This window comes from Sulfitobacter sp. M13, assembly GCF_053474885.1.
On the sequence record NZ_CM130281.1, the window covers coordinates 2,285,928 to 2,308,526 of the forward strand.

A 22,599-nucleotide genomic window follows, 5' to 3' on the forward strand; every position below is an offset into this window, starting at 1 on the left:
TTGTCTGACCACCCCCATGGTGATCTTGCCGCAGCAATAGGCAAGCGACACTGAGCTTTTGTGACAGTCATGTTACAGTTTTATGACGCTGGCGGAAATTGTAAATTATTTTGGACCGAAACGTGGCATTTCACGCCGCATCCAAGGGTAAAATCACTGCAAACCGCGCTCCATCTCCCAGATCAGAGGTGATTTTCAACCGCCCCCGGTGCCGATTCAGGATATGTTTTACAATTGCCAACCCCAAGCCTGTCCCGCCAATCGCGCGACTGCGGTGGCTGTCGGCGCGGTAGAACCGTTCGGTCAGTCGCGGCAGGTGAACCGGATCGATTCCCGGTCCGTGATCGCGGACCGTGACCCGTACTGCGGGGCCTCGTAACGACGGGTCACGCAATGTGGTCTCTACCGAGATTTCGACCTCTTTTCCCACCCCACCGTATTTGATGCCGTTCTCAATAAGGTTCGTGAACACTTGCAACAGCTGGTCCGTGTCGCCCATCAGCGGCAGCGGATCGTCCCCCATCGTGGCCACAAGCGTCACGTCTGCCTCTACGGCCAAGGGGTTAAGATTGCGCATGGTCGATTGCAGCACGTAGCGCAGATCGACCTTGTCTGTCGGGCGCACCCGTTCGTTTGATTCCACCCGTGACAGCGACAGCAGATCCCCGACCAGCCGGTTCATGCGCTCGGCCTCTCCGGTCATGATGGTCAAAAACCTGTCCCGCGCGGGCGCATCGTCTCGCGCAGGGCCACGCAGCGTTTCGATAAACCCCATCATCGCGGTCAGCGGTGTGCGCAGCTCGTGGCTGACGTTGGCGACAAAATCGCGGCGCATCTGGCTGGCGTTGGTAACTTGGGTGATGTCCTGAAAGCTGAGCAAGACATAATTCATCCCCGTCACCTTGCGCACATGCACCCGAAAGGTCGTGTCATTGCCATTGTCGCTTGCCAGATACTGCGCCTCGCGCGGGGTGTCGTCCTGCTGGCATTGCTCGACCGCGTCCACCACCGCCGGTTGACGCAGGACGTTGATAAAGTGACGGTCCAGCGCACCCCGCCCCAGCAGAGATTCGGCAGGCGCGTTCATCGCAACGATACGTTCGGCACGGTCAACGGCCAGCGTTGGCAAAGGCAGCGCTGCCAGCAAGTCCGGCAGATGCGGGCGCAGCACCATGGTCAGACAGGTTTAAGCTGGCTGGCAAAACGTCGCGCATTGTCTTGGTAGTGTTTCGCGCTGGCGGTCAGACCGGAAATCGCCGCCGCGTCCAGTTCACGCACGACCTTGCCCGGTGCCCCCATCACAAGCGATCCGTCGGGGATCACCTTGTTTTCAGTGATCAACGCCCCTGCCCCGATCAAGCAGTTCTTGCCGATCTTGGCCCCGTTCAGGATCGTAACCCCCATTCCGACCAGCGAATTGTCACCGATGGTACAGCCGTGCAGCATGACCTTGTGACCGATGGTGCAGTTTTCCCCGACGGTCAGCGGGCAGCCGGGGTCCGTATGGAATACGCAGTTTTCCTGCACGTTACTGCCTTTGCCCACGAGAATAAGCTCGTTATCGCCGCGCAGCGTGCAGCCGAACCAGACAGAGGCCCCTGCTTCAAGCGTCACATTCCCGATGACATTCGCATCCGGGGCGACCCACGTGTCTGCGTGTACCTGCGGGGTGATGTCGGCCAGTGCGTAGAGCGTCATTTCGTGTCCTCGAATTCTGATTGCAATGCGCGCACATGATCCACCAGTTTTGGCTGCTGCGAAAGGCGCAATCTTTCGGCGGTGATGATCGACTTCAGCTTTGCCTCTGTCACTGTCAGGTCGTCATTGACCAGCACGTAGTCATAGCCGTCCCAGTGGCTGATCTCGTCCCAGCTTTTCTCCATCCGCAGGGCGATGGTATCGGGGGCGTCCTGCCCACGGGTTTCCAGACGGCGGCGCAGTTCCTTGATCGACGGAGGCAGGATAAAGATCGATAGCACATGCTGCTTGAGCGTCGAGTTGCTGATCTGCTGTGCGCCTTGCCAATCCACGTCGAACAACACGTCGCGGCCGCTGTCGATGGCCCTTTGCACCGGTCCCTTGGGCGAGCCGTAATAGTTATTGAAGACCCGCGCGTGCTCCAGCATGTCACCGTCGTTCACCATGGCGCGGAAATCATCTTCGGCGGTGAAGAAATAATCCTTACCGTCCACCTCGCCGACACGCGGGGCGCGGGTTGTGGCCGAAACAGAAAACTCAAGCGAGGTATCCCAATCGCGCAGCTTGCGCGCCAGCGTGGATTTACCAGCACCGGAGGGCGAGCTGAGGATGATCAATAGGCCGCGTCGGTCGCTCATGTCTTACTCCACATTCTGCACTTGTTCGCGCATCTGGTCTATCACCGCCTTCAACGCCAGCCCGATCTGGGTCAACGCCGTGTTTTGTGCCTTGGCGCACAGGGTATTTGCCTCGCGGTTGAATTCCTGCATCAAGAAATCTAGCTTGCGCCCCACGGCCCCGTCCTGCGCCAACAGCGCGCGGGCGGCACCCACATGGGCGTGCAGGCGGTCTATCTCTTCGGTGATATCGGATTTGACCGCGATCAGCGCCAGTTCCTGCGCCAGCCGGTCTGCATCCACGCCATCAGCATTGTCCAGCACCCGTGCAAGATTGCGCTGGAGCGTCTGCGCCACCTCTTTCTTGCGCGTCTCTGCCAGCGTTGCCGCTTGTGCCGTCAGTTCCGCGACTTCTGATAGTTGCGCCTCTAGCACCCGCGCCAAGGCTGCCCCTTCACGGGCGCGCATGTCGTTAAAGTCTTCGAACACCGCAGGGAACTCGGCCAGCAGCGTCGCACAAAGGGCCGCCACGTCATCCACCGTCGTCGCCTGTTCCAGCACGCCGCGCATGGTTACGATGTCCGTCGCTTTGGACGGCGCCAGCGAGATACCCGCGTCCATCGCGCGTGCTTCGATCTGGTGCAGCGCGTCTAGAACGGCCTCAAGCTGATCCGCGTTCACCGTCAATGCGCCGCTGCCGTCCTCGCGGGTAATCCGCAGATTGCAGGTAACATTGCCGCGGGCGATGGCTGTGGTCAGTTGCTTGCGCAGACCTGCCTCGAGCCCGTCGATCCAGTCCGGCACACGCAGCCGCAGATCAAGCCCCTTGCCATTAACCGACCGGAGTTCCCAGCCCCAGCTATGCGGGCCGGACGCCCCACTTGCCGAGGCAAAACCCGTCATCGAACGTATCATGGCATGGTCCTTGTCGATTGCGATCTTTGCGCGCCTTAAAAGCGAAAGAACCAAATGGGGCAAGTAAAAAGCCATTCCCGGTCCGCTGGCGGGTTTTGGAAGCCCGATTTACCCGTTTGCATTCTGCGTGAAGCTTAATGGTCTGTTAACCAAGTTTACTGTTTTATCTACAAACCACCGCTAATTTGACTAAACCCTTTGGAATTCTCTTGGCACCGCACTGCCGATACTTCGACCGCGACGATTGCAAAAAGGCTACTTTATGACACATCTTCCCCCTTTGGGCGACCATCCCCAACTCGAACCACGTCGCAGCATGCCGCCGTTTTCCCCTGCAATGTCAGAGGTGCATGCCTATTGGCAGGGTCTGTGCCGTGGTCAGCCGGTTCCGTTCCGGTCCCAGGTCGACCCATCCGAAATTGCCAGCTTGCTGGATCGTGCCTTTGTGCTTGAGCGAAAGCGATCCGAGGTCGCCCGCTTTCGCATTGCGGGATCCCATCTATGCGATGCTATGGCGATGGACCTGCGCGGGATGCCGATGATTTCGCTATTCGACCCGCATGAGAGACGCCGGTGCAGTGATTGGCTTGATCAGATCCTCGCTCAGCCCGCGATTGGGGAAATGACGCTCATTGGTCAGGATTTCACCGTTCACGCCCGCATGCTGGTGCTGCCTTTGCGCAGCGACATGGGTCAAATCGACCGGATGCTGGGCTGCCTGGAGCTTACGTCAAATGCCGGCGCGCACCCGGGCTTCTATAAAATCGGTGATCTGGCCACCACGGCGATCCCACGCCCCCCACGGGCCTATTTGACCCACGATACATGCGCGACGGCCACCGATGGGTTTGCCGACCCCGCCGCCGGTTTCACCACGCATGGCCCGCGTCCGCGTCCGTCCTATCTGCGGCTGGTCAAGTCCGACGTTTAAAAACGACCAGATTGGTCAAGCCCTCTGCCCAATGAAAAAAGGCCGCGCATTTTCCATGCACGGCCTTTAATTTTTCAACGTCTGCAGTGTTTATCCGACCGCTTTGACCTGCTGGCTGGACCGGCGTGCCGAAAGCTCCTCCGCGACGAGGAATGCGAGTTCAAGCGACTGACTGGCGTTCAAACGCGGATCACAGGCTGTGTGGTAGCGATCTGACAGGTCTTCGTCCTGCACGGCGCGCACACCGCCGGTGCATTCGGTCACGTCCTGTCCCGTCATCTCGAAATGCACGCCACCGGGTACAGTGCCTTCGGCAGCATGTACCGCAAAGAATTCGCGCACTTCACGTAGGACGGAATCAAACGGACGGGTTTTATAGCCGCTCGATGATTTGATCGTGTTGCCGTGCATCGCGTCACAGGTCCAGACGACGTTCGCGCCTTCTTCCTGCACGGTCTTGATCAAACGCGGCAGGTGTTCGCCCACATTACCAGCACCGAAACGCGCGATCAGGGTCAGACGGCCCTCTTCGTTTTCAGGGTTCAGCTTGTGCATCAACAGCTTGAGGTCGTCGCTGGTCATGCTTGGGCCGCATTTCAGCCCGATCGGGTTCTGCACACCGCGAGCAAATTCCACATGCGCGCCATCGGGTTGACGGGTGCGGTCGCCGATCCAGATCATGTGACCGGAACCCGCCAGCCATTTGCCGGTCTGGCTGTCTTGACGGCACAGCGCCTCTTCGTATTCCAACAGCAGCGATTCGTGGCTGGTATAATATTCCACCGATTGCAGCGTATGAGCCGTCTCGGATGTCACGCCAGCCGCTGCCATGAAATCAAGTGTATCTGAAATGCGGTTTGCGATCTCGCGGTATTTCTCTGCTTTTTCGCTTTCGGTAAATCCCAAGGTCCAGCCGTGCACCTGATGCACGTCCGCATACCCACCGGTCGAAAAGGCGCGGATCAGGTTCAACGTCGCAGCAGCTTGCGTGTAGGCGCGCAGCATCTTTTTCGGGTCCGGAATACGCGCCTCTGGTGTAAAGGCGAGCTCGTTGATGATGTCACCACGGTAGCTGGGCAGCTCTACGCCATCGACGGTCTCTGTCGCTGCGGAACGCGGCTTGGCGAACTGGCCTGCCATGCGGCCAAGTTTGATCACCGGCACTTTCGCGCCATGCGTCAGCACAATCGCCATCTGCAACATCACCTTGAAGGTGTCGCGGATCATGTCGCTGCTGAATTGCTCAAAGCTTTCGGCACAATCGCCCCCTTGTAGCAAGAACGCCTCGCCGCGACCGGCAGCCGCCAGATGCTTTTTAAGCCGCCGCGCTTCGCCTGCGAAAACCAACAATGGATAACGGGACAATTCAGCCTCGACCGCGCGCAGCGCGTCCTGATCAGGATAGTCGGGCATCTGGATCCGCGGTTTGTCGCGCCAGCTTGATTTTGTCCAATCGGTCATCATTTTTCTCCGAAGTCCGCAGCGCCCAGAGTGACAGGCGCAAAGAAGGTGAATGTGTGGTATATAAAGGTCAGGCTCAAGTGACCAGAACCGAAATTCAACCTATTGACCTTCGCCGCCGGTCATGGCCAAGTTTTCGGCAGGTTTTTGAGGGCATCGCCCGCTTTGCCCCGATGAATAACCCAAACCTGAAAGGCTGCGTGATGACTGACACCCGTCTGGCCAACCGCTTTCCCTCTGACTCCGAAAAGACACGTCGATTTGTCTTTGTGCTGTTGGAAAACTTTACGCTGCTGAGCTTTGCATCGGCGGTTGAATGCCTGCGTATTGCCAATCGTATGTCTGGGCGCGCGGCCTATGACTGGCGCTTGATCGGTGAAGACGGCGGGCGCGTACGCTGTTCGGCGGGGGCGGAATACACGCTGGATGGCAGCCTGGATGAACTGCGCCGCGAAGATACACTGGTTGTGTGCAGCGGTATCAACGTGCAGGCAGCGACCACGAAGAAACTGCTCGGCTGGCTACGCCGCGAGGCCCGTAAGGGCATGATGGTCGGCGGTCTGTGTACCGCCGCCTTTACGCTGGCCAAGGCCGGTTTGCTGGACGGTAAAAAGGCCACGATCCACTGGGAGAACCAGGATAGCTTTAGCGAGGATTTCGAGGACGTAATCCTGACCAAATCGGTCTTTGTGGTGGACGGGAACCGGATGACAACAGCGGGCGGGACGTCGTCGATCGATCTGATGCTCAAGCTGATTGCCGATGATCTGGGCGAGGATCTGGCGAATGCTGTCGCTGACCAGTTAATCTACAGCTCCATTCGTACCGACCAAGACACGCAGCGTCTGTCCGTGCCGACGCGCATCGGCGTGCGCCATCCCAAACTCGGGCAGGTCATCCAGATGATGGAGGCCAATATCGAAGAGCCGATCAGCCCTTCATCGCTCGCGCGTGATGTGGGCATGTCCACGCGGCAGTTGGAGCGCCTCTTTCGTCGGTATCTTAGCCGCAGCCCCAAGCGCTATTATATGGAACTGCGTCTGCAAAAGTCCCGCAACCTGCTGATGCAAACAGACATGAGCGTGATCAATGTCGCGCTGGCTTGTGGCTTTGCGTCCCCGTCGCATTTCTCAAAGTGCTACCGTGCACATTATGATACGACACCCTATCGTGAACGCGGGTCTCATGCGGCCAGGCCGGTCGCCTAATCTGTGCCGATCCGGTAGACCGCGCCGTTCCCGACCGAGATAAACCAGATCGCGCCGTCCGGTGCTTCGACAATGTCGCGCACGCGTGCGGTTTCGGGGGTTTTGATCTGGGCGACCTCACGCAGCGGATCCCCCTTAAGGCGCGCGATGTAGTTGAACTTGAGCGACCCCACCAAGATATCACCGCGCCAGTCCGGAAACATCTTGCCAGAATAAACCAGCAACCCCGAAGGGGCGATGGACGGGTTCCAGTAGTATGCGGGCTGTTCCATCCATTCTTTCGTGGTGCCCTCGCCTATTTTCGCACCGGAGTAGTGCCGCCCGTACGAAATCACAGGCCAGCCATAATTCGCGCCCTTGCGCACGGCGTTAACCTCATCCCCGCCGCGCGCACCGTGCTCTGACACCCAAAGCTCCCCGCTCGGGTCAAGACCCGCCCCTTGCGGGTTGCGATGCCCGTAGGACCAGATTTCAGGCAGCACGCCTTCGCGCCCGACAAAGGGATTGTCCTGCGGCACGCTCCCGTCGCGGTTCACGCGGACGACCGATCCGTTGTGCTGGCCCAGATCCTGCGCCGCAGGACGGTCGCCGCGCTCTCCGACGGTGACGAACAGTGTCCCGTCACGCGCCTCTACGACGCGGCTGCCAAAGTGCTGCCCCTTGGACGATCCCTGCGACATGCTGAACAGATCACGCAGGTTTTCCAACCGACTGCCATCTGGCGACAGCTCAGCGGCGGCGAGCGCGGTACCGGCCCCGCCGTCAAGCGCCTTGGCATAGGTTAGGAAAACGGTCCGGGTCGTATCAAAGTCGCGCGCGAGGGTGATATCAAGCAAACCACCCTGCCCTGCATCCACAACCTGCGGCGTGCCCGCGACCTCATTAATGGTACCCTCACGGGCGCGCAGCAACCGGCCGTCGCGTTCAGTGATAAGCACATCACCTTGGGGAAGCACCGCCAGCGCCCATGGGGTATCCAGCCCTGAAACGCGCTGTTCAATCGTCATCTCTTGCGCAAAAACGCATGGCGTACCAAAGACCATCGCGCCAAAAGTCAGTGCCAACACGCGTTTCGCTGCCCTGCAGATCATGGCTTTCTCTCCTGATAAAACCCTTTGATGTAAACCTAGAACAGACAGCGCTTTGATCCACATCGTCTTGCGCCGGTTTACCTAGGGATAACGCTTTTCTTTTTTCAAATCGGCGCATAGGTTCTTTTGCAGAACACGATGTTCAACAGGGAGAATAATATGAAAAAGATGCTTATGGCCACAACGGCTGCAGCATTGCTGGCCACCAACGCCTATGCCGATGCACACAGCAAAGATGTGAAGCTCGGCGTGATCTTTGGTTTCACCGGCCCGATTGAATCGCTGACCGGTATCATGGCGTCCAGCGCAGAGCTCGCCATGAAAGAAGTCACCGACAGCGGCATGCTGATGGATGGGGCCACGGTCACGGCCTCGCGCGCTGACACGGGCTGCGTGGACAACGCGCTTGCTGTATCCAGCGCCGAACGTTTGATCGCCGAAGGGATCAACGGCATTGTGGGCGCGGCCTGCTCTGGCGTGACTGGTGCGGTCTTGCAAAACGCTGCCTTGCCAAACGGAATGGTGATGATCTCGCCCTCTGCCACGTCCCCCGGCCTTACGTCGATGGAAGACGACGGCCTGTTCTTCCGCACCGCGCCTTCGGACGCCCGTCAGGGTGAAGTAATGGCCGACGTGCTGATGGAAGAAGGCATCAAACAGGTCGCAGTCACCTATACCAATAATGACTACGGAAAGGGTTTGGCAGACGCATTCCAGCAGGCCTATGAAGCCGTTGGTGGTACGATCACCATTTCCGCAGCCCACGAAGACGGCAAGGCCGATTACTCTGCCGAAGTTGGCGCGCTGGCCTCTGCCGGTGGCGACCGTCTTGTTGTGGCGGGTTATGTCGATCAGGGCGGCTCTGGCCTTGTGCGTGCAGCCATCGACGCTGGTGCGTTCGACACATTCCACTTCCCCGACGGGATGATCGCGGCGAACCTTGAAAACAACTTTGGCACCGAGCTGGACGGTTCTACCGGCCAGCACCCCGGCACCGACAGCCCCGGCGCTGACAAATTCACCGCGCTTGTCGACGGTGCGTTTGACACGACATCGCCTTTCGCCCCCGAAAGCTATGACGCAACCGCGCTGCTGATGTTGGCAATGCAGGCCGCGGGCTCGACGGATCCGCAAGTCTATAAGGATCAGATCATGTCGGTGGCCAACGCCCCCGGCGAAAAGATCTATCCCGGCGAACTGGGCAAAGCGCTTCAGATCCTCAAGGACGGTGGCGAAGTCGATTATGACGGCGCAACTGCGGTGGAGCTGATCGGACCCGGCGAATCTGCTGGCAGCTATCGTCAGATCAAGATCGAAGGCGGCAAAATCACGACGGTTCAATACCGCTAACATCACATAACATGACAGAAAACAGCCCGCTGCACTGCAGCCGGGCTGTTTTTGCAACGGGGCTTGGGCTCTGCACGGGGAGACATAGTAATGATCGTCGTAGACGACATCCATAAACATTTCGGCGGGTTTCACGCCGTGGACGGTGCCAATCTGACCATTGGCAAAGGCACGATCACCGGCTTGATCGGCCCGAACGGTGCGGGCAAAACCACGCTGTTCAACGTCATCGCCGGCGTGCTCAAGCCCACGTCGGGCCGTGTAACCATGGACGGCGAGGATATCACCGGCCTGCCCCCGCATACGCTGTTTCACAAGGGGTTGCTGCGGACCTTCCAGATCGCCCATGAATTTTCATCCATGAGCTGCCGCGAGAACCTGATGATGGTGCCCGGTGATCAGGTCGGCGAAACGCTGTGGAACACATGGTTCGGACGCAAGCGCATTGCCGATCAGGAACGCGCCCTGCGCGCCAAGGCGGACGAGGTGCTCGAGTTTTTGACGGTCGAACATCTGGCCGAGCAAAAGGCGGGGCAGATTTCGGGCGGTCAGAAAAAGCTGCTAGAGCTGGGGCGGACCATGATGGTCGACGCGAAAATCGTGTTTCTGGACGAAGTCGGTGCCGGTGTGAACCGCACGCTGCTGAACACCATCGGCGACGCGATTATCCGCCTGAACAAGGAACGCGGCTATACTTTCGTCGTGATCGAACACGACATGGATTTTATTGGCCGCTTGTGTGATCCGGTGATCTGTATGGCCGAGGGCAAAGTTCTGGCTCAAGGGACCCTGCCCGAAATCAAAGCAAACGAGCAAGTGATCGAGGCCTATCTGGGCACCGGGCTCAAGAACAAGGCTGTGTCAGCATGAGACGCACGCGGACTGCATCGCCCCTCTGTGCGGGACTAGCCCTGCCGCAGGCAGCAGCGGCTTGGACAGGCGAAAATTCCTGTGACGCGACGGTCCCCTGTGGCGGCCTTGATACCGAAAGAAAGAAACTGACATGAGCAACCCATATGGCGATCGGGGCAACAAGGACCTATCGATCGCGAACCCCAAAGGCCAAGGCACCGCGCAACCTGTCAAAACCGGCGGCAAGAGCCACCCCGCACCGGGCGGGCCGTTCTTGATCGGTGACACGATGACGGGTGGCTATGGCAAGGGGCCAGATATTCTGCACGGATGTACAATCGCTGTCGAAAGAGGCGAGATCGCAGTCATTGTCGGCCCCAATGGCGCGGGCAAGTCCACCGCAATGAAGGCCGTGTTCGGCATGCTGGATGTCCGACAGGGTCATGTGCGTCTGGACGGCGAAGACATAACCGCCCTGTCACCGCAGGACCGTGTGGCCAAGGGGATGGGCTTTGTGCCGCAAACCTCGAATATCTTTACCTCGATGACCGTCGAAGAAAACCTCGAGATGGGGGCCTTCATCCGCCGCGATGATTTCCGCGATACAATGGCGCAAGTCTATGACCTGTTTCCGATCCTCAAGGAAAAACGCTATCAGCCAGCGGGTGAGCTGTCGGGCGGCCAACGTCAGCAGGTGGCCGTGGGTCGCGCGCTGATGACCCAACCCAAAGTTCTGATGCTGGACGAACCTACCGCCGGTGTCTCGCCGATCGTGATGGACGAACTGTTTGACCGTATCATCGAAGTCGCCCGCACCGGCATTCCGATCCTGATGGTCGAACAGAACGCCCGTCAGGCGCTCGAGATTGCGGATAAGGGATATGTTCTGGTGCAAGGGGCGAACGCCTTTACCGGTACAGGCAAAGAGCTTTTGGAAGATCCCGAAGTTCGCAAATCCTTTTTGGGGGGTTAAGCGATGCGATGGACCCTTCCACTGGCCCTTATCGCCTATGCCGAGCCAGCCTTGGCACAGCAAAGCACCGACGCGGCACCGCCTGCCCCAGCGGCCGGCACTGTTTCAACAGCACCGCCAGAGCCGTTTCAGCAAACCATCGCCATCGGCTGCCGCTTTGTCTGGGAGTGCGTCGAAAACGAACCCTGCACAGAGACAGAGTTCACCCCCGACGTCACCGGCACTGCAGGCGGCGCATCTGCTGATGCGCTGGCGGTTCAATCACAAATGGTCAGCGACGCCGAAACCGTCACTCTGACCGGCACGAAACAGGCTAAGGCGCTGTCCCTGATGGGCGGCGGGTTTGACGCCCGCCACCTGCTCAGCATCGCCGCCGACGGGGCTGCCCGATACACCGTGCATTATGCTGATGGGCCTATCGCCATCAGCTATCTAGGGACATGCAAATAATGGATTTACTCAACGCTTTCGTCGCCTTGGCCAACTATGTGCTGGTCCCGGGCATTGCTTACGGGTCGCAACTGGCGCTTGGCGCGCTTGGGGTGACACTGGTTTACGGCATCTTGCGGTTCTCGAACTTTGCCCATGGCGATACCATGGCGCTTGGGGCCATGTCGGCAGTGCTGATCACGTGGGGGTTCCAGTCGCTGGGGCTGAGCCTGGGGGTCTTGCCGACCGCACTGCTGGCCCTGCCATTCGCGATCATCATCACCATCGGACTGCTGCTTGGCACCGACAAGCTGGTCTATAGCTTCTACCGCGAAAAGAAGGCCAAGCCGGTGATTTTCGTCATCGTCTCGTTGGGGGTGACTTTCGTCTACAACGGCATCACCCGCTTTATCATCGGCGCAGAGGATCAACGCTTTCTGGATGGGGAACGCTTCATCATCTCGGCGCGGGACTTCAAAGAGATGACCGGTCTCGAAGAAGGGTTGGCGATCAAGACCACCCAAGGGCTGACGGTTGTCACGGCTGTCATCGTCGTTGCCGCGCTGTTTTGGTTCTTGAACAAGACGCGGTCGGGCAAATCCATGCGCGCCTATTCCGACAACGAGGATCTGGCGCTGCTGTCGGGCATCAACCCTGAACGGGTGGTCATGATCACATGGATCATCGTCGCCTGCCTCGCGACCACCGCGGGCGTGCTTTACGGGCTGGACAAGTCCTTCAAACCCTTCACCTATTTCCAACTGCTGTTACCGATTTTCGCCGCCGCCATCGTGGGCGGGCTTGGCAGCCCCATCGGAGCAATTGCAGGCGGTTTTGTCATCGCGTTTTCCGAGGTGACAATCACCTATGCGTGGAAGAAAGTGTTCGGCTACCTCGCGCCCGAGGGGCTTGCCCCCGACGGATTGGTCCAGCTTCTGTCCACCGACTATAAATTCGCCGTCAGCTTCGTGATCTTATTGATCGTGCTGCTGTTCAAACCCACAGGTCTATTCAAGGGGCAATCGGTATGAACGAGACAGTCAAAAACACCGGCCTTTTCGCCATCGTCGCGGTTCTGATCATGCTGACCGGCGTGACCCAAAGCTGGAACGCCGCGCTGCTGATCATTGCGATGGGGCTGATTTCAAGCATCATGGCGCTTGGGGTAAACCTGCAATGGGGCTTTGCAGGGCTTTTCAACGTGGGCATCATGGGTTTTGTGGCACTGGGTGGTCTCGCCGCTGTGCTGATTGGTATGCCCCCCTCCGAAGGGGCTTGGTCCGCGGGCGGCTGGGGCATTGTCGCCGCCTTGCTAATGGGGGCTGCGACGATCCTGCTGGCGGTTCAAGTGATGAAGCGCATGGCCAAGGGCTGGCTCCGCACGTTGGTCGTGCTGGCGGTGCTGGTTGGCGGGTTCTTTATCTTTCGCGCCCTGCTCGACCCTTCGGTCAGCGCGGTAGAGGCCGTGAGCCCTGCCACCACAGGTTATCTCGGGGGGCTTGGCCTGCCGGTGATCTTTGCCTGGCCGGTTGGCGGGCTGTTTGCCGCCGGGGCTGCCTGGCTGATCGGAAAAACCGCCCTTGGGCTGCGGTCGGATTACCTTGCGATTGCCACCTTGGGAATCGCGGAAATCATCATCGCTGTGCTCAAGAACGAGGACTGGCTATCGCGCGGCGTCAAGAATGTTATCGGCATCCCACGCCCTGTGCCCTATGAGATCGACCTGCAAAACGACGCGGGCTTTGTGGCACAAGCGGCTGGGTTCGGGTTCAACCCTGTGGAAGCGTCGACGCTTTGGGTCAAGTTCCTGGACGTCTGCCTGTTCGCCGTGGTGCTGCTGGTGCTCATGTGGCTGAGCCAGCGGGCACTGAATTCGCCATGGGGACGGATGCTGCGCGCGATCCGCGATAACGAAGTTGCAGCCGAAGCCATGGGCAAAGACGTTACCGCGCGGCATTTGCAGGTGTTCATCCTCGGCTCTGCCATTTGCGGCATCGCGGGGGCGATGATGACCACGCTGGATGGCCAGCTGACGCCCGGATCCTATCAGCCGTTGCGGTTCACCTTCCTGATCTGGGTCATGGTGATCGTCGGCGGTTCTGGCAATAATCTGGGGGCCGTGTTGGGGGGCTTTTTGATGTGGTACCTTTGGGTGATGGTAGAACCCATGGGCCTGTGGCTGATGCACCTGGCGACCGCGGGCATGTCTGATGGCTATTGGCTAAAAGACCATCTGATCGACTCCGCCGCCCATATGCGGTTGCTGACCATGGGCGCAGTGCTGCTGCTGGTACTTAGGTTCAGCCCGCGCGGATTGATCCCCGAGAAGTAAAGGAATAGGCCTTATCCCCTGCGGGATAAGGCCTGCCTTCGGCGAGGATTTAGGTCCATTTGGAAGGGGCTTTAACGTCCTTTGAACAACCCGCCCAGAATACCACGCACGATGCGGCGGCCGGTTGTCCCCTTAAGCTCTTTGATCACCACGCTTGCGATGGCACCACCAAAGCTGTCATCTGGCTTCGTGCTGCGTTTCGACGTGGATCGTGTCACCCGTTTGCCAGCATAACGCCGCGCTGCGTTGAATTCGCGCAGGGCCGGCGATGTATCTTCGGCTTCCGCTTGCTCTTCGGCCTGTGCCGCCTCTTTCGCGGCGTCCTCTGCCCGTTTGGCCAACATTTCGAAAGCCGAGGCGCGGTCGAGGCGGGTGTCGTATTTCCCGGCCATCGGGCTTTGCGCCATCAGGGCAGCGCGGATGGCAGGATCAAGGGGGCCAAGCTGCGACGACGGCGGGCGGATCAAGGTCCGCTCGACAACACCGGGTATCCCCTTTTTCTGCAGCATCGACGTGACGGCTTCGCCCACGCCGACCTCGCGGATCGCTTCTTCGGTCTCGAAACGCGGGTTGTCGCGGTAGGTTTGGGCGGCGAGGCGCAGGTTTTTGCGGTCTCGGGCGGTAAAGGCGCGCAGGGCATGCTGGATACGGTTGCCCAACTGGCCAAGGATATCTTCGGGTACGTCGGCGGGGTTTTGCGTGATGAAATACACCCCCACCCCTTTGGAGCGGATCAGACGCGCCACCTGTTCCACCTTATCTACCAGCGCTTTAGGGGCATCATCGAACAGCAGATGTGCTTCGTCGAAAAAGAAGACAAGTTTGGGTTTGTCCGGATCACCAACCTCGGGAAGTTCCTCGAAAAGTTCGGACAGCAGCCATAGCAGAAAGGTCGCATAAAGTTTTGGGGCTTGCATCAGCTTGTCAGCGGCGAGGATGTTGATAAAGCCGCGCCCATCCGTGTCGGTCCGCATCAGATCGCTCAGCGCCAGTGCAGGTTCACCAAAAAGGTCAGCCGCCCCTTGGTTTTCAAGGACCAGGAGCCGCCGCTGGATCGCGCCCACGGACGCCGCAGACACATTGCCATAGCGCAGCGCCAACGTAGAGGCGTTCTTGCCGATCCAGACCAGCAAGGATTGCAAATCTTTCAGGTCCAGCAGCGGCAATCCGTCTTCGTCGGCGACACGAAAGGCAATGTTCAAAATGCCCTCTTGCGCCTCGGTCAGGTCCAACAGCTGCGCCAGCAGCAACGGGCCCATCTCCGAAATCGTCGTCCGGACGGGATGGCCCTGTTTGCCGTACATGTCCCAGAAGGTCACAGGGAAAGCGCTGTAGTCGAAATCGTCAAAACCGATGGTTTGCGCGCGCTCGGAAAAGGGGGTGTGCAACTTGTGGCTGGCGGATCCGGCCTGCGCGAGGCCTGATAGATCGCCCTTTACGTCGGACAAGAACACCGGCACGCCAGCGGCAGAGAAGCCTTCGGCGAGGATTTGCAGCGTGACCGTTTTGCCCGTGCCCGTCGCCCCCGCGATCAGACCGTGACGGTTGGCATAGCCGATGTTGAGAAATTGTTTGGTCGCATAGGCTTCGCCACCCCCGCCGATGAAAATATCATTTGTCACGTATTTAAGTCCTTTTAGGCCAATAGCCTGCAGTCAAAGTGCAGGGAGAGCATACAAACTTAACCTTTTCACACCATAGTGATTTTGTCGTCGGTCGTGATGTTCTTTTCGTATCGGCGACACTTCCTCCCTGTCAGACTTGGCCGTGCCTTCGGGTGCGGCCCTTTTTCATTTTGGACAGGTTCACCGGTCTGAAACGATTGTGATATTTTATATTGACGGTTCATCAATGCTTTCGTAACGTGCCCTTAATAAGTCGGCCAAGTCCGACGGGGAGAACGAAGAACAGGGAAAAGGGCGCTATGCGTCCTTTTTTCTATTTAGCCCCCTGCGATTGGCTAGCATTGCCATAACCCCCGATGAAATAGGCGAAACTTTGCCTTAAATCAGGATCGTTTCACCGCTATCATCCTGACATTGGCATTGGCGCATGGTAGATGGCGTCGAATTTAACTGATTTGGAACGAGCATGAAAAAGTATATCACACTTCTCCCTCTTTGCGCGGCGATGGCTCTGACTATGCCCGTTTCCGGTTATGCACAAACTGCAGCCACGGAAACACCCGCAGCAACAGACGCTCCGGAAACGACTGCGCCTACGGCACCAACCGCTGAAGCGGTGCCCTCGACCGAAGAGAACACCACCACCGGCAGCAGCACAGATGTGCAATCGCAGCTCAGCCTTGGTGAAGACTCTGACGGTGAGCCGACCCTTGGAAAGCCCTACACCAAAGAAGTGATCGGTGCGTGGGAAATGCGCTGCATCAAGACCGAAGAAGAGGTCGACCCCTGCCAAATGTACCAGCTGATGGATGATGGCCAAGGCGCACCTGTTGCCGAATTCTCGTTGTTCCGTCTGCCAAGCGGCGGCAAGGCAACGGCAGGTGCCACGGTTGTTGTACCATTGGAAACGGCCCTGCCCTCGCAAATGACCCTGACCGTCGATGGTGGCAAAGCCCGCCGTTATCCTTTCGCGTTCTGTAACCCCGTTGGCTGCTATGTGCGCATGGGTCTGACCGATGCCGACGTTGCCGCATTCAAGCGTGGCAAGGAAGCGGTGATCACGATTGTGCCCGCGCTGGCCCCCGACCAGAAGGTTGAACTGGCCTTGTCGCTTGACGGGTTCACAGCCAGCTTCGACAAATCCTCGATTGTTGAAAACAAGTAAGTCTTTGGTTGGTCATCTGGCCCCCTGAGTTACAAAAGCCGCCTCTGACCGAGGCGGCTTTTTTTATACGTCGACGTTTGGGTATTCTCGCGTGTTCAGATTGCGCGCAGGGCCAGCACCGCGTTCATGCCGCCAAAGGCAAAAGCATTGGACAGCGCAACAGTAACACGCGCATCCCGTGCGATATTGGGCACAACGTCCAGCGCACAGTCGGGGTCGGGTTCTTCGTAGCCGATGGTCGGGGCGATCACCCCATCACGCAGCGCCATGATGCAGGCCAAAAGCTCTACCGCGCCGGTGCCACCGATCAAATGGCCGTGCATCGACTTGGTTGAACTGATCATCAGCCTGTCCGCATGGGTCCCAAAGACATCCGCTACCGCTGCGCATTCGGTCTTGTCGTTGGCCATCGTTCCGGTGCCATGCGCGTTGATATAGCCCACCTCGTCAGGGTTGATCCGCGCGTCCTGCAACGCGCCTTTAATGGCGCGTGCGGCCCCTGCCTTGGAGGGCATCACAATATCTGAAGCATCCGATGTCATCGCAAACCCCGATACCTCACACAGGATTTCTGCCCCTCGGGCACGCGCGTGGTCGTAGTCCTCGAATACAAAGATTCCGGCCCCTTCGCCCTGCACCATCCCGTTCCGATTGGCCGAAAACGGGCGGCAGGCGTCGCGTGACATCACGCGCAGACCTTCCCACGCTTTGACGCCGCCGAAACACAGCATGGATTCCGATCCGCCCGTAACCATGACCGGTGCCATGCCGCTGCGGATCATTGAAAAGGCCTGCGCCATTGCGTGGTTTGATGATGCGCAAGCGGTAGAGACGGTGAACGACGGCCCCTTAAGGTGATGCTCCATGCTGACGTGGCTGGCTGCGGCGTTATTCATCAGACGTGGCACGACAAAGGGATGCACGCGGTTTTTTCCCTCGGCATAGACCGCGCGGTAGTTATCGTCCCACGTGCTAACCCCGCCGCCTGCCGTACCAAGCACCACGCCGGATTTTGCGGCAAGCTCTCCCGCGAAAACAAGCCCCGACTGGGTAATCGCCTCGTTGGCGGCGGCCAGCGTGAATTGGGTGAACCGGTCATAGAGCGCAATTTTCTGGCGGTTGTGCTGGCTTTCACCGTCAAACCCGTGCACCTGCCCGCCGATCTGGATCGACAGCCGTTCCACGTCTCGAAACGCAAGCGGCCCGATACCGCAGACACCGTTGCGCATGGCCTCAAGTGTATCGGGCACGTTCAACCCCAAAGGATTGACCGTGCCCGCGCCCGTAATGACGACCCGTTTCACGCGTCAGGCCTGCTCGGCGCGCAGCCGTTCCACCCCTGCGACGATGCTCGCAACGCTAGAGATATCAAACCCCGTAGCATCCGGCTGGTTCGCATTGAACGGAACCGTGACATCAAAGGTTTCTTCGATCGCAAAGATGCTTTCGACGATGCCCATGCTGTCGATGCCCAGACTGTCCAGCGTGCTGTTCATGCTCACATCCGATGGCGTCAGAAACGCTTGATCGGCAATGATGCTGATGACTTGATCTTTGATGTTCATCCTAAGTCTCCGTCAGAGCGGGCCGCGGACGACCCTAGCTTGTTTCACTGTCTTTGGAGCTGCCCATCTGGGATTTTAACGCCGCCACATCGCGAAGCAAGCGCGGCAAGCGACGCAGCGCCTTGTAGCCTTCGATCTGTTTGCCCATTTCCGTCGCGGGATAGCCCAGCAAGGACCGGCCTGCTGGCGCGTTCGACAGGATCTTGGTGCCGCCACCCGCGATCACACCGTCGCCGATGGTGATGTTGTCGCTGACACCCACCTGACCGCCAAGCACGACATTATCGCCAATCGTCACGGAGCCCGCGATGCCAACCTGACCACAAAGCAGACAGTTCTTGCCCACCACAACGTTGTGGCCCAAATGCACGAGGTTATCGAGCTTGGTGCCGTCGCCAATCGTGGTGTTGCGAATGGTGCCGCTATCCACCGTGCAGTTCATCCCACATTCCACATCATTTCCGATGGTCACACTTCCAAGCGTGTGAATACGGGTCCATTGTTGCGCTTTTGTGTCGCCGCGATCGCCAAGGGTCTTGCGGGTCTGCTCAACTGTGCTGGGTTCGGCTGTCACAAAGGAAAACCCGTCGCCGCCGATACGCGCGCCTGGTTGTGCGATGAAATCGTCGCCGATGCGGACCCGAGCACCGATGCTGACGTGATCCCGCAGATAGGCGTTCTTGCCCAGAACCGCGTCTGTTCCGATGTAGCATTGCGGCCCGATGACAGAGCCAGCGCCGATCTGCGCACCTGCCGCCACAATTGCCAGCGGCCCTACGGATACATCGTCTGCCAGCTGTGCTGTCGGGTCAATGACGGCAGAGGGGTGGATATCCGTCCCAAAGCCCTGCCCCGGGTCCATCATGCGGGTCAGTCCCGACATGGCAAAACGCGGACGGTCAGGCAGGATCGCCGCCTTCAATCCCATCCCTTGCCAGTCGGCATCGGGCCAGAGCATGGCAGCACGCGCCGCGCCGTCTGACAGGGATTGCGCGTATTTGGGGCTCATGGCGAGCGCCAAATCGTCGGGACCCGCGTCCGCTGGCTCTGCCAGTTTGGCAATGTACATGGACGTATCGCCGACCGCTGGCAAGCCAAGCGCGTCGGCGATCTGTTGGATGGTATAGGTCATATGCGGTCTCCCCTTATCAGGGACGAGTTAACCCTGAACCGCGCCCAATGCCACCCCCGCCTTGCTCAGCGCATCCCAAATGCGACCGTCGCGGCCATAGATGTCGGCACGATACTGCGTGTGACCGCGTGGCGTGGTAAAGGCGGTCCGATAGATGAGGTGGACGGGCAGTTCGTTGTCCAGATGCACAAAGGTTTCACGCCCTGTGGCTAACTGGCGTTTGAAATACCCGACCGGATCAGAAGTTTGCGCCGCCAGAAGTGTATAGGCAAAATCAAACGGATCCGCGAGCCGCACACAGCCGTGGCTAAAGGCGCGCACATCACGGCTGAACAGGCTTTTGGACGGCGTGTCGTGCAGGTAAATGTTGTATTTGTTGGGGAAGATGAACTTTACCAGACCAAGCGCATTGGTCTGCCCGGGCTTTTGGCGCATGCCATAGGGGAACGTGCGTTCAGTATAACGGCTAAAGTTCACCGAGCCTCGGCTGACAATCCGGCCGCGGCCATCGATTAGATCAATATGGCCCGCAGCATTCGGGTTCCGCTTCATCGACGGCAGGTATTCCTTGGTCACAATTGACCGCGGTACCGTCCATGTGGGGTTGATGACGATGTATTCCATCACATCCGAGAATTCCGGGGTCAGGCGGTCTGATTGGTTCGCGCCAACAACGGTACGGGTTTCGAAAGTTACCAGCCCGTTATCGACCACAGCCGCGGTAAACGCAGGAATATTAACCAGAATGTGGCGTGCACCGCGTTCCTTGTTCAGCCAGCGCTCCCGCTCCATCGCGACGATGACCGATTGCAGACGGGTTTCGACGGTTTTGTTGATCTCGGCCATGGTGCTAGGACCGGCCACGCCGTCCTCGTTCAAACCGTGGTCTTTCTGAAAGCTTAGAACGGCGTCTTGCAGCGTTGCGTCATAGGTCATCACGTTCGAGCGCTTGAGGTACCCCATCGACATCAATCGGTTGCGCAGCGCGACGACCTGCGCCCCTTGGGCGCCCGGTTTCAACGACGACGCGGGCACCGCAGGGCCCCAGCCGCCCTGGCTCAGCAAATGCTCCATCCGCAGCTTTTCACGCATCAGGGCATTATATTCCATCGTGTTCGGACGCAGATTGCGCAGAAACGGCGTGGGATCGGCGGCAATGAAATCAGTAAGAGTGGTTTGACGGTCGCGGTACGGCACCTCGCGGACGATGGACGGGTCGATGCGCGACGGCACCAGCACGCCGGTCTGCAGATCGCGCGCGTATTGCAGGAACACGCGCGTCATCTCTACCTCGGCGAGACCACGATCGCGCGGGGTTTGCGCATTCTTGAGCGTGTCCATCAACCCTTGGGGGTCATAGCGCGCGACGGGCAACCCGTGCAGATCAGCGGCGCGGATGGCCGACATCAACGCAGCGCGACGGGCACGCTGTGTGTCGTTTGCTTCGGTCCAGATCGGCGCGTACCCGTGAACCCGATAATACGCAGCGATGTCTTCGTCCCGCGCTGCGGCTTCCGCGACGGCTTGTTTGAACGCGGTCACCTGCGCAAAAGCGGGCTGCGGTGCGGTAAGGAGCGTCAAAGCAGTCGCAGCCGCCCCGAGAAAACCAGTAAGGCGGCGAAATTTCCGCGATTGAATAGCTAAAATATGAGTCATTGATTCCCCCGAAATCGGTGAGCTTTGGTTTCCCTAGATACGCATGGAACCCCGGCGTATTGTCCAATAACAAAGCCCGTGAACTGGAATCTAAGGGTAAATTGATGCTTATCCGCATCGCCCCTGTTGCAAAAATGATCACGCCACTAAGGGTTGCGCAAAAATTCGCCTAAATTTGTTGTGAGATGGAACCTTTTCGATTCAGCACTTGGTTCAAGAATCGCGCTATGCCATAAATTGTTGCATCTGGGGATCGATGGAAATTTCCATGTAACATCATGGAACCAAAGGCAGAAGACGGGACACATAAACAATGACTGGTAAGAGCACTTCGGGCATGACCCGGCGCTCCGTATTGGGCGCATTCGCAGCGACAGCCGTAGCAGCAGCACCGAGCTTTGCAAACGCAGCAGGATTTTTACGTGGGGCCGGCGATATTCGTCGCATCAAGATGTACTCCGGACGTACCGGCGAACGCATCGACATGATCTACTGGATCGAAGGCAACTACATTAAAGACGCCGTATCCGAGCTGAACTATTTTATGCGCGACTGGCGCACCGATGGCGTCAAATCGATGGACCTGCGTACTGTGGACATCATGGCAGCCTCGCACAACCTTCTCGACGTATCCGAACCCTACATGCTTTTGTCCGGCTATCGCAGCCCGCAGACAAACGCGATGCTGCGCTCCAGATCGGGCGGTGTGGCCAAAAACTCCTTGCACATGCGGGGTCAGGCTGCTGATTTGCGTCTGGCATCGCGTTCGGTGAACCAGATGGCCCGCGCGGCAATCGCCTGCAACGGCGGCGGTGTCGGTCGCTACTCGGGCTCGAACTTCGTCCACATGGATTGCGGCCAGGTGCGCAACTGGGGCGGCTAATCGCGCCTCTGAGTTTACCACGGAAACAAAGCGCCCTCGGGCGCTTTTTTCGTTTTTGAACAATACTATAGACCTTGTCAGATGGTCAGCCGATCCACGCCAGCGTGACCCAGGCCAACACCCCATAGCGCAGCGCCTTGCCGATCCCGACGATCGCCACAAAGGACCAAAGTGGTTCTTTCAACACCCCTGCCGTGACGGTCAGCGCATCCCCGACAACAGGGAACCAACTGACCAACAGCGACCAGCGCCCATAGCGCGCGTACCACATTTCGGCACGAGCCATCTGCGACGGCGATGCGGGGAACCAGCGCTTGTGTTGAAACCGCAGCACCGCATGACCTAGCCCCCAGTTCACCACTGACCCCAACACATTGCCGACAGTTGCCACAGCCAGCAACACAGGAACCCCGTGCTGCCCATGTAGCATCAGACCGACCAGCAGCGCTTCGGATTGCATCGGAAGAATCGTCGCTGCCAGAAAGGCGACGGTGAATAGGCTGAGGTATCCGGTCATCCGAACCACCGCCCCGAACGGCATGCCACGCCGCTATCGGGCGGCCGAGACCGTAAGTCATCGCGGTGAACTTTATCGTAAGAGGGGTATGGCGGACAGACAGGGATTCGAACCCTGGAGACGGTCTCCCGCCTACACACTTTCCAGGCGTGCGCCTTCGACCACTCGGCCACCTGTCCATTGAGGGGGTGTTTAGCGT

Annotated in this window: 22 protein-coding genes and 1 tRNA gene; 10 read left to right on the forward strand and 13 right to left on the reverse strand. The window is 58.8% G+C overall.

Translation table 11 applies throughout. The features are described 5' to 3' along the window. Window positions 1-130: 130 nt before the first annotated feature. Genes ACVBAU_RS11010 through ACVBAU_RS11025 form a run of 4 tightly spaced genes read right to left on the reverse strand, consistent with a single transcriptional unit; the run spans window position 131 to window position 3,230 of the window. Window positions 131-1,174 carry a sensor histidine kinase gene (locus ACVBAU_RS11010; protein ID WP_448326329.1) on the reverse strand — a complete coding sequence of 348 codons (1,044 nt, stop codon included), beginning with the start codon at window positions 1,172-1,174 and terminating at the stop codon, window positions 131-133. A gap of 2 nt (window positions 1,175-1,176) precedes the next feature. Beyond that, a complete protein-coding gene (locus tag ACVBAU_RS11015) occupies window positions 1,177-1,698 on the reverse strand; it encodes a gamma carbonic anhydrase family protein (protein ID WP_448326331.1) in 522 nt (173 codons plus the stop codon). Then, window positions 1,695-2,336 carry a guanylate kinase gene (gene gmk / locus ACVBAU_RS11020; RefSeq protein WP_448326333.1) on the reverse strand — a complete coding sequence of 214 codons (642 nt, stop codon included), beginning with the start codon at window positions 2,334-2,336 and terminating at the stop codon, window positions 1,695-1,697. Before gmk ends, ACVBAU_RS11015 begins: the two co-directional genes overlap by 4 nt. A 3-nt stretch (window positions 2,337-2,339) precedes the next feature. After that, a complete protein-coding gene (locus ACVBAU_RS11025; RefSeq protein WP_448326335.1) occupies window positions 2,340-3,230 on the reverse strand; it encodes a YicC/YloC family endoribonuclease in 891 nt (296 codons plus the stop codon). A gap of 262 nt (window positions 3,231-3,492) precedes the next feature. On the opposite strand from ACVBAU_RS11025, the gene ACVBAU_RS11030 reads away from it, so the two are divergent. Further along, window positions 3,493-4,161: a PAS domain-containing protein gene (locus ACVBAU_RS11030; RefSeq protein WP_138923264.1), complete on the forward strand. Its 669-nt coding sequence runs from the start codon at window positions 3,493-3,495 to the stop codon at window positions 4,159-4,161. Between the two features lie 90 nt (window positions 4,162-4,251). Here the strand turns inward: ACVBAU_RS11030 and ACVBAU_RS11035 are convergent, their stop codons facing one another. After that, complete coding sequence (locus ACVBAU_RS11035) at window positions 4,252-5,622, reverse strand: class II 3-deoxy-7-phosphoheptulonate synthase (protein ID WP_138923263.1); 1,371 nt, start codon at window positions 5,620-5,622, stop codon at window positions 4,252-4,254. A gap of 203 nt (window positions 5,623-5,825) precedes the next feature. Here ACVBAU_RS11035 and ACVBAU_RS11040 point away from each other — a divergent pair, with 203 nt between their 5' ends. Next, window positions 5,826-6,830 carry a GlxA family transcriptional regulator gene (locus ACVBAU_RS11040; RefSeq protein WP_138925110.1) on the forward strand — a complete coding sequence of 335 codons (1,005 nt, stop codon included), beginning with the start codon at window positions 5,826-5,828 and terminating at the stop codon, window positions 6,828-6,830. On the opposite strand, the gene ACVBAU_RS11045 is transcribed toward ACVBAU_RS11040, so the two are convergent. Further along, window positions 6,827-7,873, reverse strand: a complete 1,047-nt coding sequence (locus ACVBAU_RS11045) for a PQQ-dependent sugar dehydrogenase (RefSeq protein WP_448328972.1) — start codon at window positions 7,871-7,873, stop codon at window positions 6,827-6,829. The genes ACVBAU_RS11040 and ACVBAU_RS11045 overlap by 4 nt on opposite strands. Before the next feature lie 207 nt (window positions 7,874-8,080). Between ACVBAU_RS11045 and ACVBAU_RS11050 the strand changes: the two genes are divergently transcribed. The 6 genes from ACVBAU_RS11050 (at window position 8,081) to ACVBAU_RS11075 (ending at window position 13,857) form a co-directional block, all read left to right on the forward strand. Then, window positions 8,081-9,271, forward strand: a complete 1,191-nt coding sequence (locus tag ACVBAU_RS11050; protein ID WP_138923261.1) for an ABC transporter substrate-binding protein — start codon at window positions 8,081-8,083, stop codon at window positions 9,269-9,271. A gap of 90 nt (window positions 9,272-9,361) precedes the next feature. Continuing rightward, window positions 9,362-10,141, forward strand: a complete 780-nt coding sequence (locus tag ACVBAU_RS11055) for an ABC transporter ATP-binding protein (RefSeq protein ID WP_138923260.1) — start codon at window positions 9,362-9,364, stop codon at window positions 10,139-10,141. 133 nt (window positions 10,142-10,274) lie between these two features. After that, on the forward strand, window positions 10,275-11,096 hold the full coding sequence (locus ACVBAU_RS11060) for an ABC transporter ATP-binding protein (protein WP_138923259.1): 822 nt from the start codon (window positions 10,275-10,277) through the stop codon (window positions 11,094-11,096). A 3-nt stretch (window positions 11,097-11,099) separates the two neighbouring features. Further along, window positions 11,100-11,546, forward strand: a complete 447-nt coding sequence (locus ACVBAU_RS11065) for a hypothetical protein (RefSeq protein ID WP_448326339.1) — start codon at window positions 11,100-11,102, stop codon at window positions 11,544-11,546. Next, the gene (locus ACVBAU_RS11070; protein WP_093732301.1) at window positions 11,546-12,556 is read left to right on the forward strand and encodes a branched-chain amino acid ABC transporter permease; all 1,011 of its coding nucleotides are present in this window, start codon (window positions 11,546-11,548) and stop codon (window positions 12,554-12,556) included. The genes ACVBAU_RS11065 and ACVBAU_RS11070 overlap by 1 nt, the downstream gene beginning before the upstream one ends. After that, window positions 12,553-13,857, forward strand: a complete 1,305-nt coding sequence (locus tag ACVBAU_RS11075; protein WP_448326341.1) for an ABC transporter permease subunit — start codon at window positions 12,553-12,555, stop codon at window positions 13,855-13,857. Before ACVBAU_RS11070 ends, ACVBAU_RS11075 begins: the two co-directional genes overlap by 4 nt. 71 nt (window positions 13,858-13,928) lie before the next feature. On the opposite strand, the gene ACVBAU_RS11080 is transcribed toward ACVBAU_RS11075, so the two are convergent. Continuing rightward, a complete protein-coding gene (locus ACVBAU_RS11080) occupies window positions 13,929-15,479 on the reverse strand; it encodes a helicase HerA-like domain-containing protein (protein ID WP_448326343.1) in 1,551 nt (516 codons plus the stop codon). A 520-nt stretch (window positions 15,480-15,999) separates the two neighbouring features. On the opposite strand from ACVBAU_RS11080, the gene ACVBAU_RS11085 reads away from it, so the two are divergent. After that, complete coding sequence (locus ACVBAU_RS11085; RefSeq protein ID WP_254700525.1) at window positions 16,000-16,647, forward strand: invasion associated locus B family protein; 648 nt, start codon at window positions 16,000-16,002, stop codon at window positions 16,645-16,647. 95 nt (window positions 16,648-16,742) lie between these two features. Here the strand turns inward: ACVBAU_RS11085 and ACVBAU_RS11090 are convergent, their stop codons facing one another. Genes ACVBAU_RS11090 through ACVBAU_RS11105 form a run of 4 tightly spaced genes read right to left on the reverse strand, consistent with a single transcriptional unit; the run spans window position 16,743 to window position 21,000 of the window. Continuing rightward, a complete protein-coding gene (locus tag ACVBAU_RS11090) occupies window positions 16,743-17,951 on the reverse strand; it encodes a beta-ketoacyl-[acyl-carrier-protein] synthase family protein (RefSeq protein ID WP_138923256.1) in 1,209 nt (402 codons plus the stop codon). Window positions 17,952-17,954: 3 nt separating this feature from the next. After that, the gene (locus tag ACVBAU_RS11095; RefSeq protein WP_138923255.1) at window positions 17,955-18,212 is read right to left on the reverse strand and encodes an acyl carrier protein; all 258 of its coding nucleotides are present in this window, start codon (window positions 18,210-18,212) and stop codon (window positions 17,955-17,957) included. Window positions 18,213-18,246: 34 nt separating this feature from the next. Further along, on the reverse strand, window positions 18,247-19,344 hold the full coding sequence (gene lpxD, locus ACVBAU_RS11100) for a UDP-3-O-(3-hydroxymyristoyl)glucosamine N-acyltransferase (protein WP_448326346.1): 1,098 nt from the start codon (window positions 19,342-19,344) through the stop codon (window positions 18,247-18,249). A gap of 27 nt (window positions 19,345-19,371) precedes the next feature. Further along, window positions 19,372-21,000 carry a L,D-transpeptidase family protein gene (locus tag ACVBAU_RS11105; RefSeq protein WP_448326348.1) on the reverse strand — a complete coding sequence of 543 codons (1,629 nt, stop codon included), beginning with the start codon at window positions 20,998-21,000 and terminating at the stop codon, window positions 19,372-19,374. A gap of 337 nt (window positions 21,001-21,337) precedes the next feature. On the opposite strand from ACVBAU_RS11105, the gene ACVBAU_RS11110 reads away from it, so the two are divergent. Continuing rightward, on the forward strand, window positions 21,338-21,883 hold the full coding sequence (locus ACVBAU_RS11110) for a YcbK family protein (protein ID WP_425263960.1): 546 nt from the start codon (window positions 21,338-21,340) through the stop codon (window positions 21,881-21,883). A gap of 85 nt (window positions 21,884-21,968) precedes the next feature. Here ACVBAU_RS11110 and ACVBAU_RS11115 read toward each other — a convergent pair whose 3' ends face one another. Further along, the gene (locus ACVBAU_RS11115) at window positions 21,969-22,400 is read right to left on the reverse strand and encodes a YqaA family protein (RefSeq protein ID WP_138925107.1); all 432 of its coding nucleotides are present in this window, start codon (window positions 22,398-22,400) and stop codon (window positions 21,969-21,971) included. An 89-nt stretch (window positions 22,401-22,489) separates the two neighbouring features. Next, window positions 22,490-22,579: transfer RNA gene (locus ACVBAU_RS11120), tRNA-Ser, on the reverse strand. Window positions 22,580-22,599 lie beyond the last annotated feature (20 nt).

Coding starts and splice junctions, on each gene's coding strand:
- ACVBAU_RS11040 (WP_138925110.1), top strand. CDS start 5,826: ATGACTGACACCCGTCTGGCCAACCGCTTTCCCTCTGACTCCGAAAAG.
- ACVBAU_RS11070 (WP_093732301.1), top strand. CDS start 11,546: ATGGATTTACTCAACGCTTTCGTCGCCTTGGCCAACTATGTGCTGGTC.
- ACVBAU_RS11045 (WP_448328972.1), bottom strand. CDS start 7,873: ATGGTCTTTGGTACGCCATGCGTTTTTGCGCAAGAGATGACGATTGAA.
- gmk (WP_448326333.1), bottom strand. CDS start 2,336: ATGAGCGACCGACGCGGCCTATTGATCATCCTCAGCTCGCCCTCCGGT.
- ACVBAU_RS11060 (WP_138923259.1), top strand. CDS start 10,275: ATGAGCAACCCATATGGCGATCGGGGCAACAAGGACCTATCGATCGCG.
- ACVBAU_RS11095 (WP_138923255.1), bottom strand. CDS start 18,212: ATGAACATCAAAGATCAAGTCATCAGCATCATTGCCGATCAAGCGTTT.
- ACVBAU_RS11115 (WP_138925107.1), bottom strand. CDS start 22,400: ATGACCGGATACCTCAGCCTATTCACCGTCGCCTTTCTGGCAGCGACG.
- ACVBAU_RS11010 (WP_448326329.1), bottom strand. CDS start 1,174: ATGGTGCTGCGCCCGCATCTGCCGGACTTGCTGGCAGCGCTGCCTTTG.
- ACVBAU_RS11105 (WP_448326348.1), bottom strand. CDS start 21,000: ATGACTCATATTTTAGCTATTCAATCGCGGAAATTTCGCCGCCTTACT.
- ACVBAU_RS11050 (WP_138923261.1), top strand. CDS start 8,081: ATGAAAAAGATGCTTATGGCCACAACGGCTGCAGCATTGCTGGCCACC.
- ACVBAU_RS11030 (WP_138923264.1), top strand. CDS start 3,493: ATGACACATCTTCCCCCTTTGGGCGACCATCCCCAACTCGAACCACGT.
- ACVBAU_RS11110 (WP_425263960.1), top strand. CDS start 21,338: ATGACCCGGCGCTCCGTATTGGGCGCATTCGCAGCGACAGCCGTAGCA.
- lpxD (WP_448326346.1), bottom strand. CDS start 19,344: ATGACCTATACCATCCAACAGATCGCCGACGCGCTTGGCTTGCCAGCG.
- ACVBAU_RS11025 (WP_448326335.1), bottom strand. CDS start 3,230: ATGATACGTTCGATGACGGGTTTTGCCTCGGCAAGTGGGGCGTCCGGC.
- ACVBAU_RS11085 (WP_254700525.1), top strand. CDS start 16,000: ATGCCCGTTTCCGGTTATGCACAAACTGCAGCCACGGAAACACCCGCA.
- ACVBAU_RS11075 (WP_448326341.1), top strand. CDS start 12,553: ATGAACGAGACAGTCAAAAACACCGGCCTTTTCGCCATCGTCGCGGTT.
- ACVBAU_RS11015 (WP_448326331.1), bottom strand. CDS start 1,698: ATGACGCTCTACGCACTGGCCGACATCACCCCGCAGGTACACGCAGAC.
- ACVBAU_RS11055 (WP_138923260.1), top strand. CDS start 9,362: ATGATCGTCGTAGACGACATCCATAAACATTTCGGCGGGTTTCACGCC.
- ACVBAU_RS11065 (WP_448326339.1), top strand. CDS start 11,100: ATGCGATGGACCCTTCCACTGGCCCTTATCGCCTATGCCGAGCCAGCC.
- ACVBAU_RS11035 (WP_138923263.1), bottom strand. CDS start 5,622: ATGACCGATTGGACAAAATCAAGCTGGCGCGACAAACCGCGGATCCAG.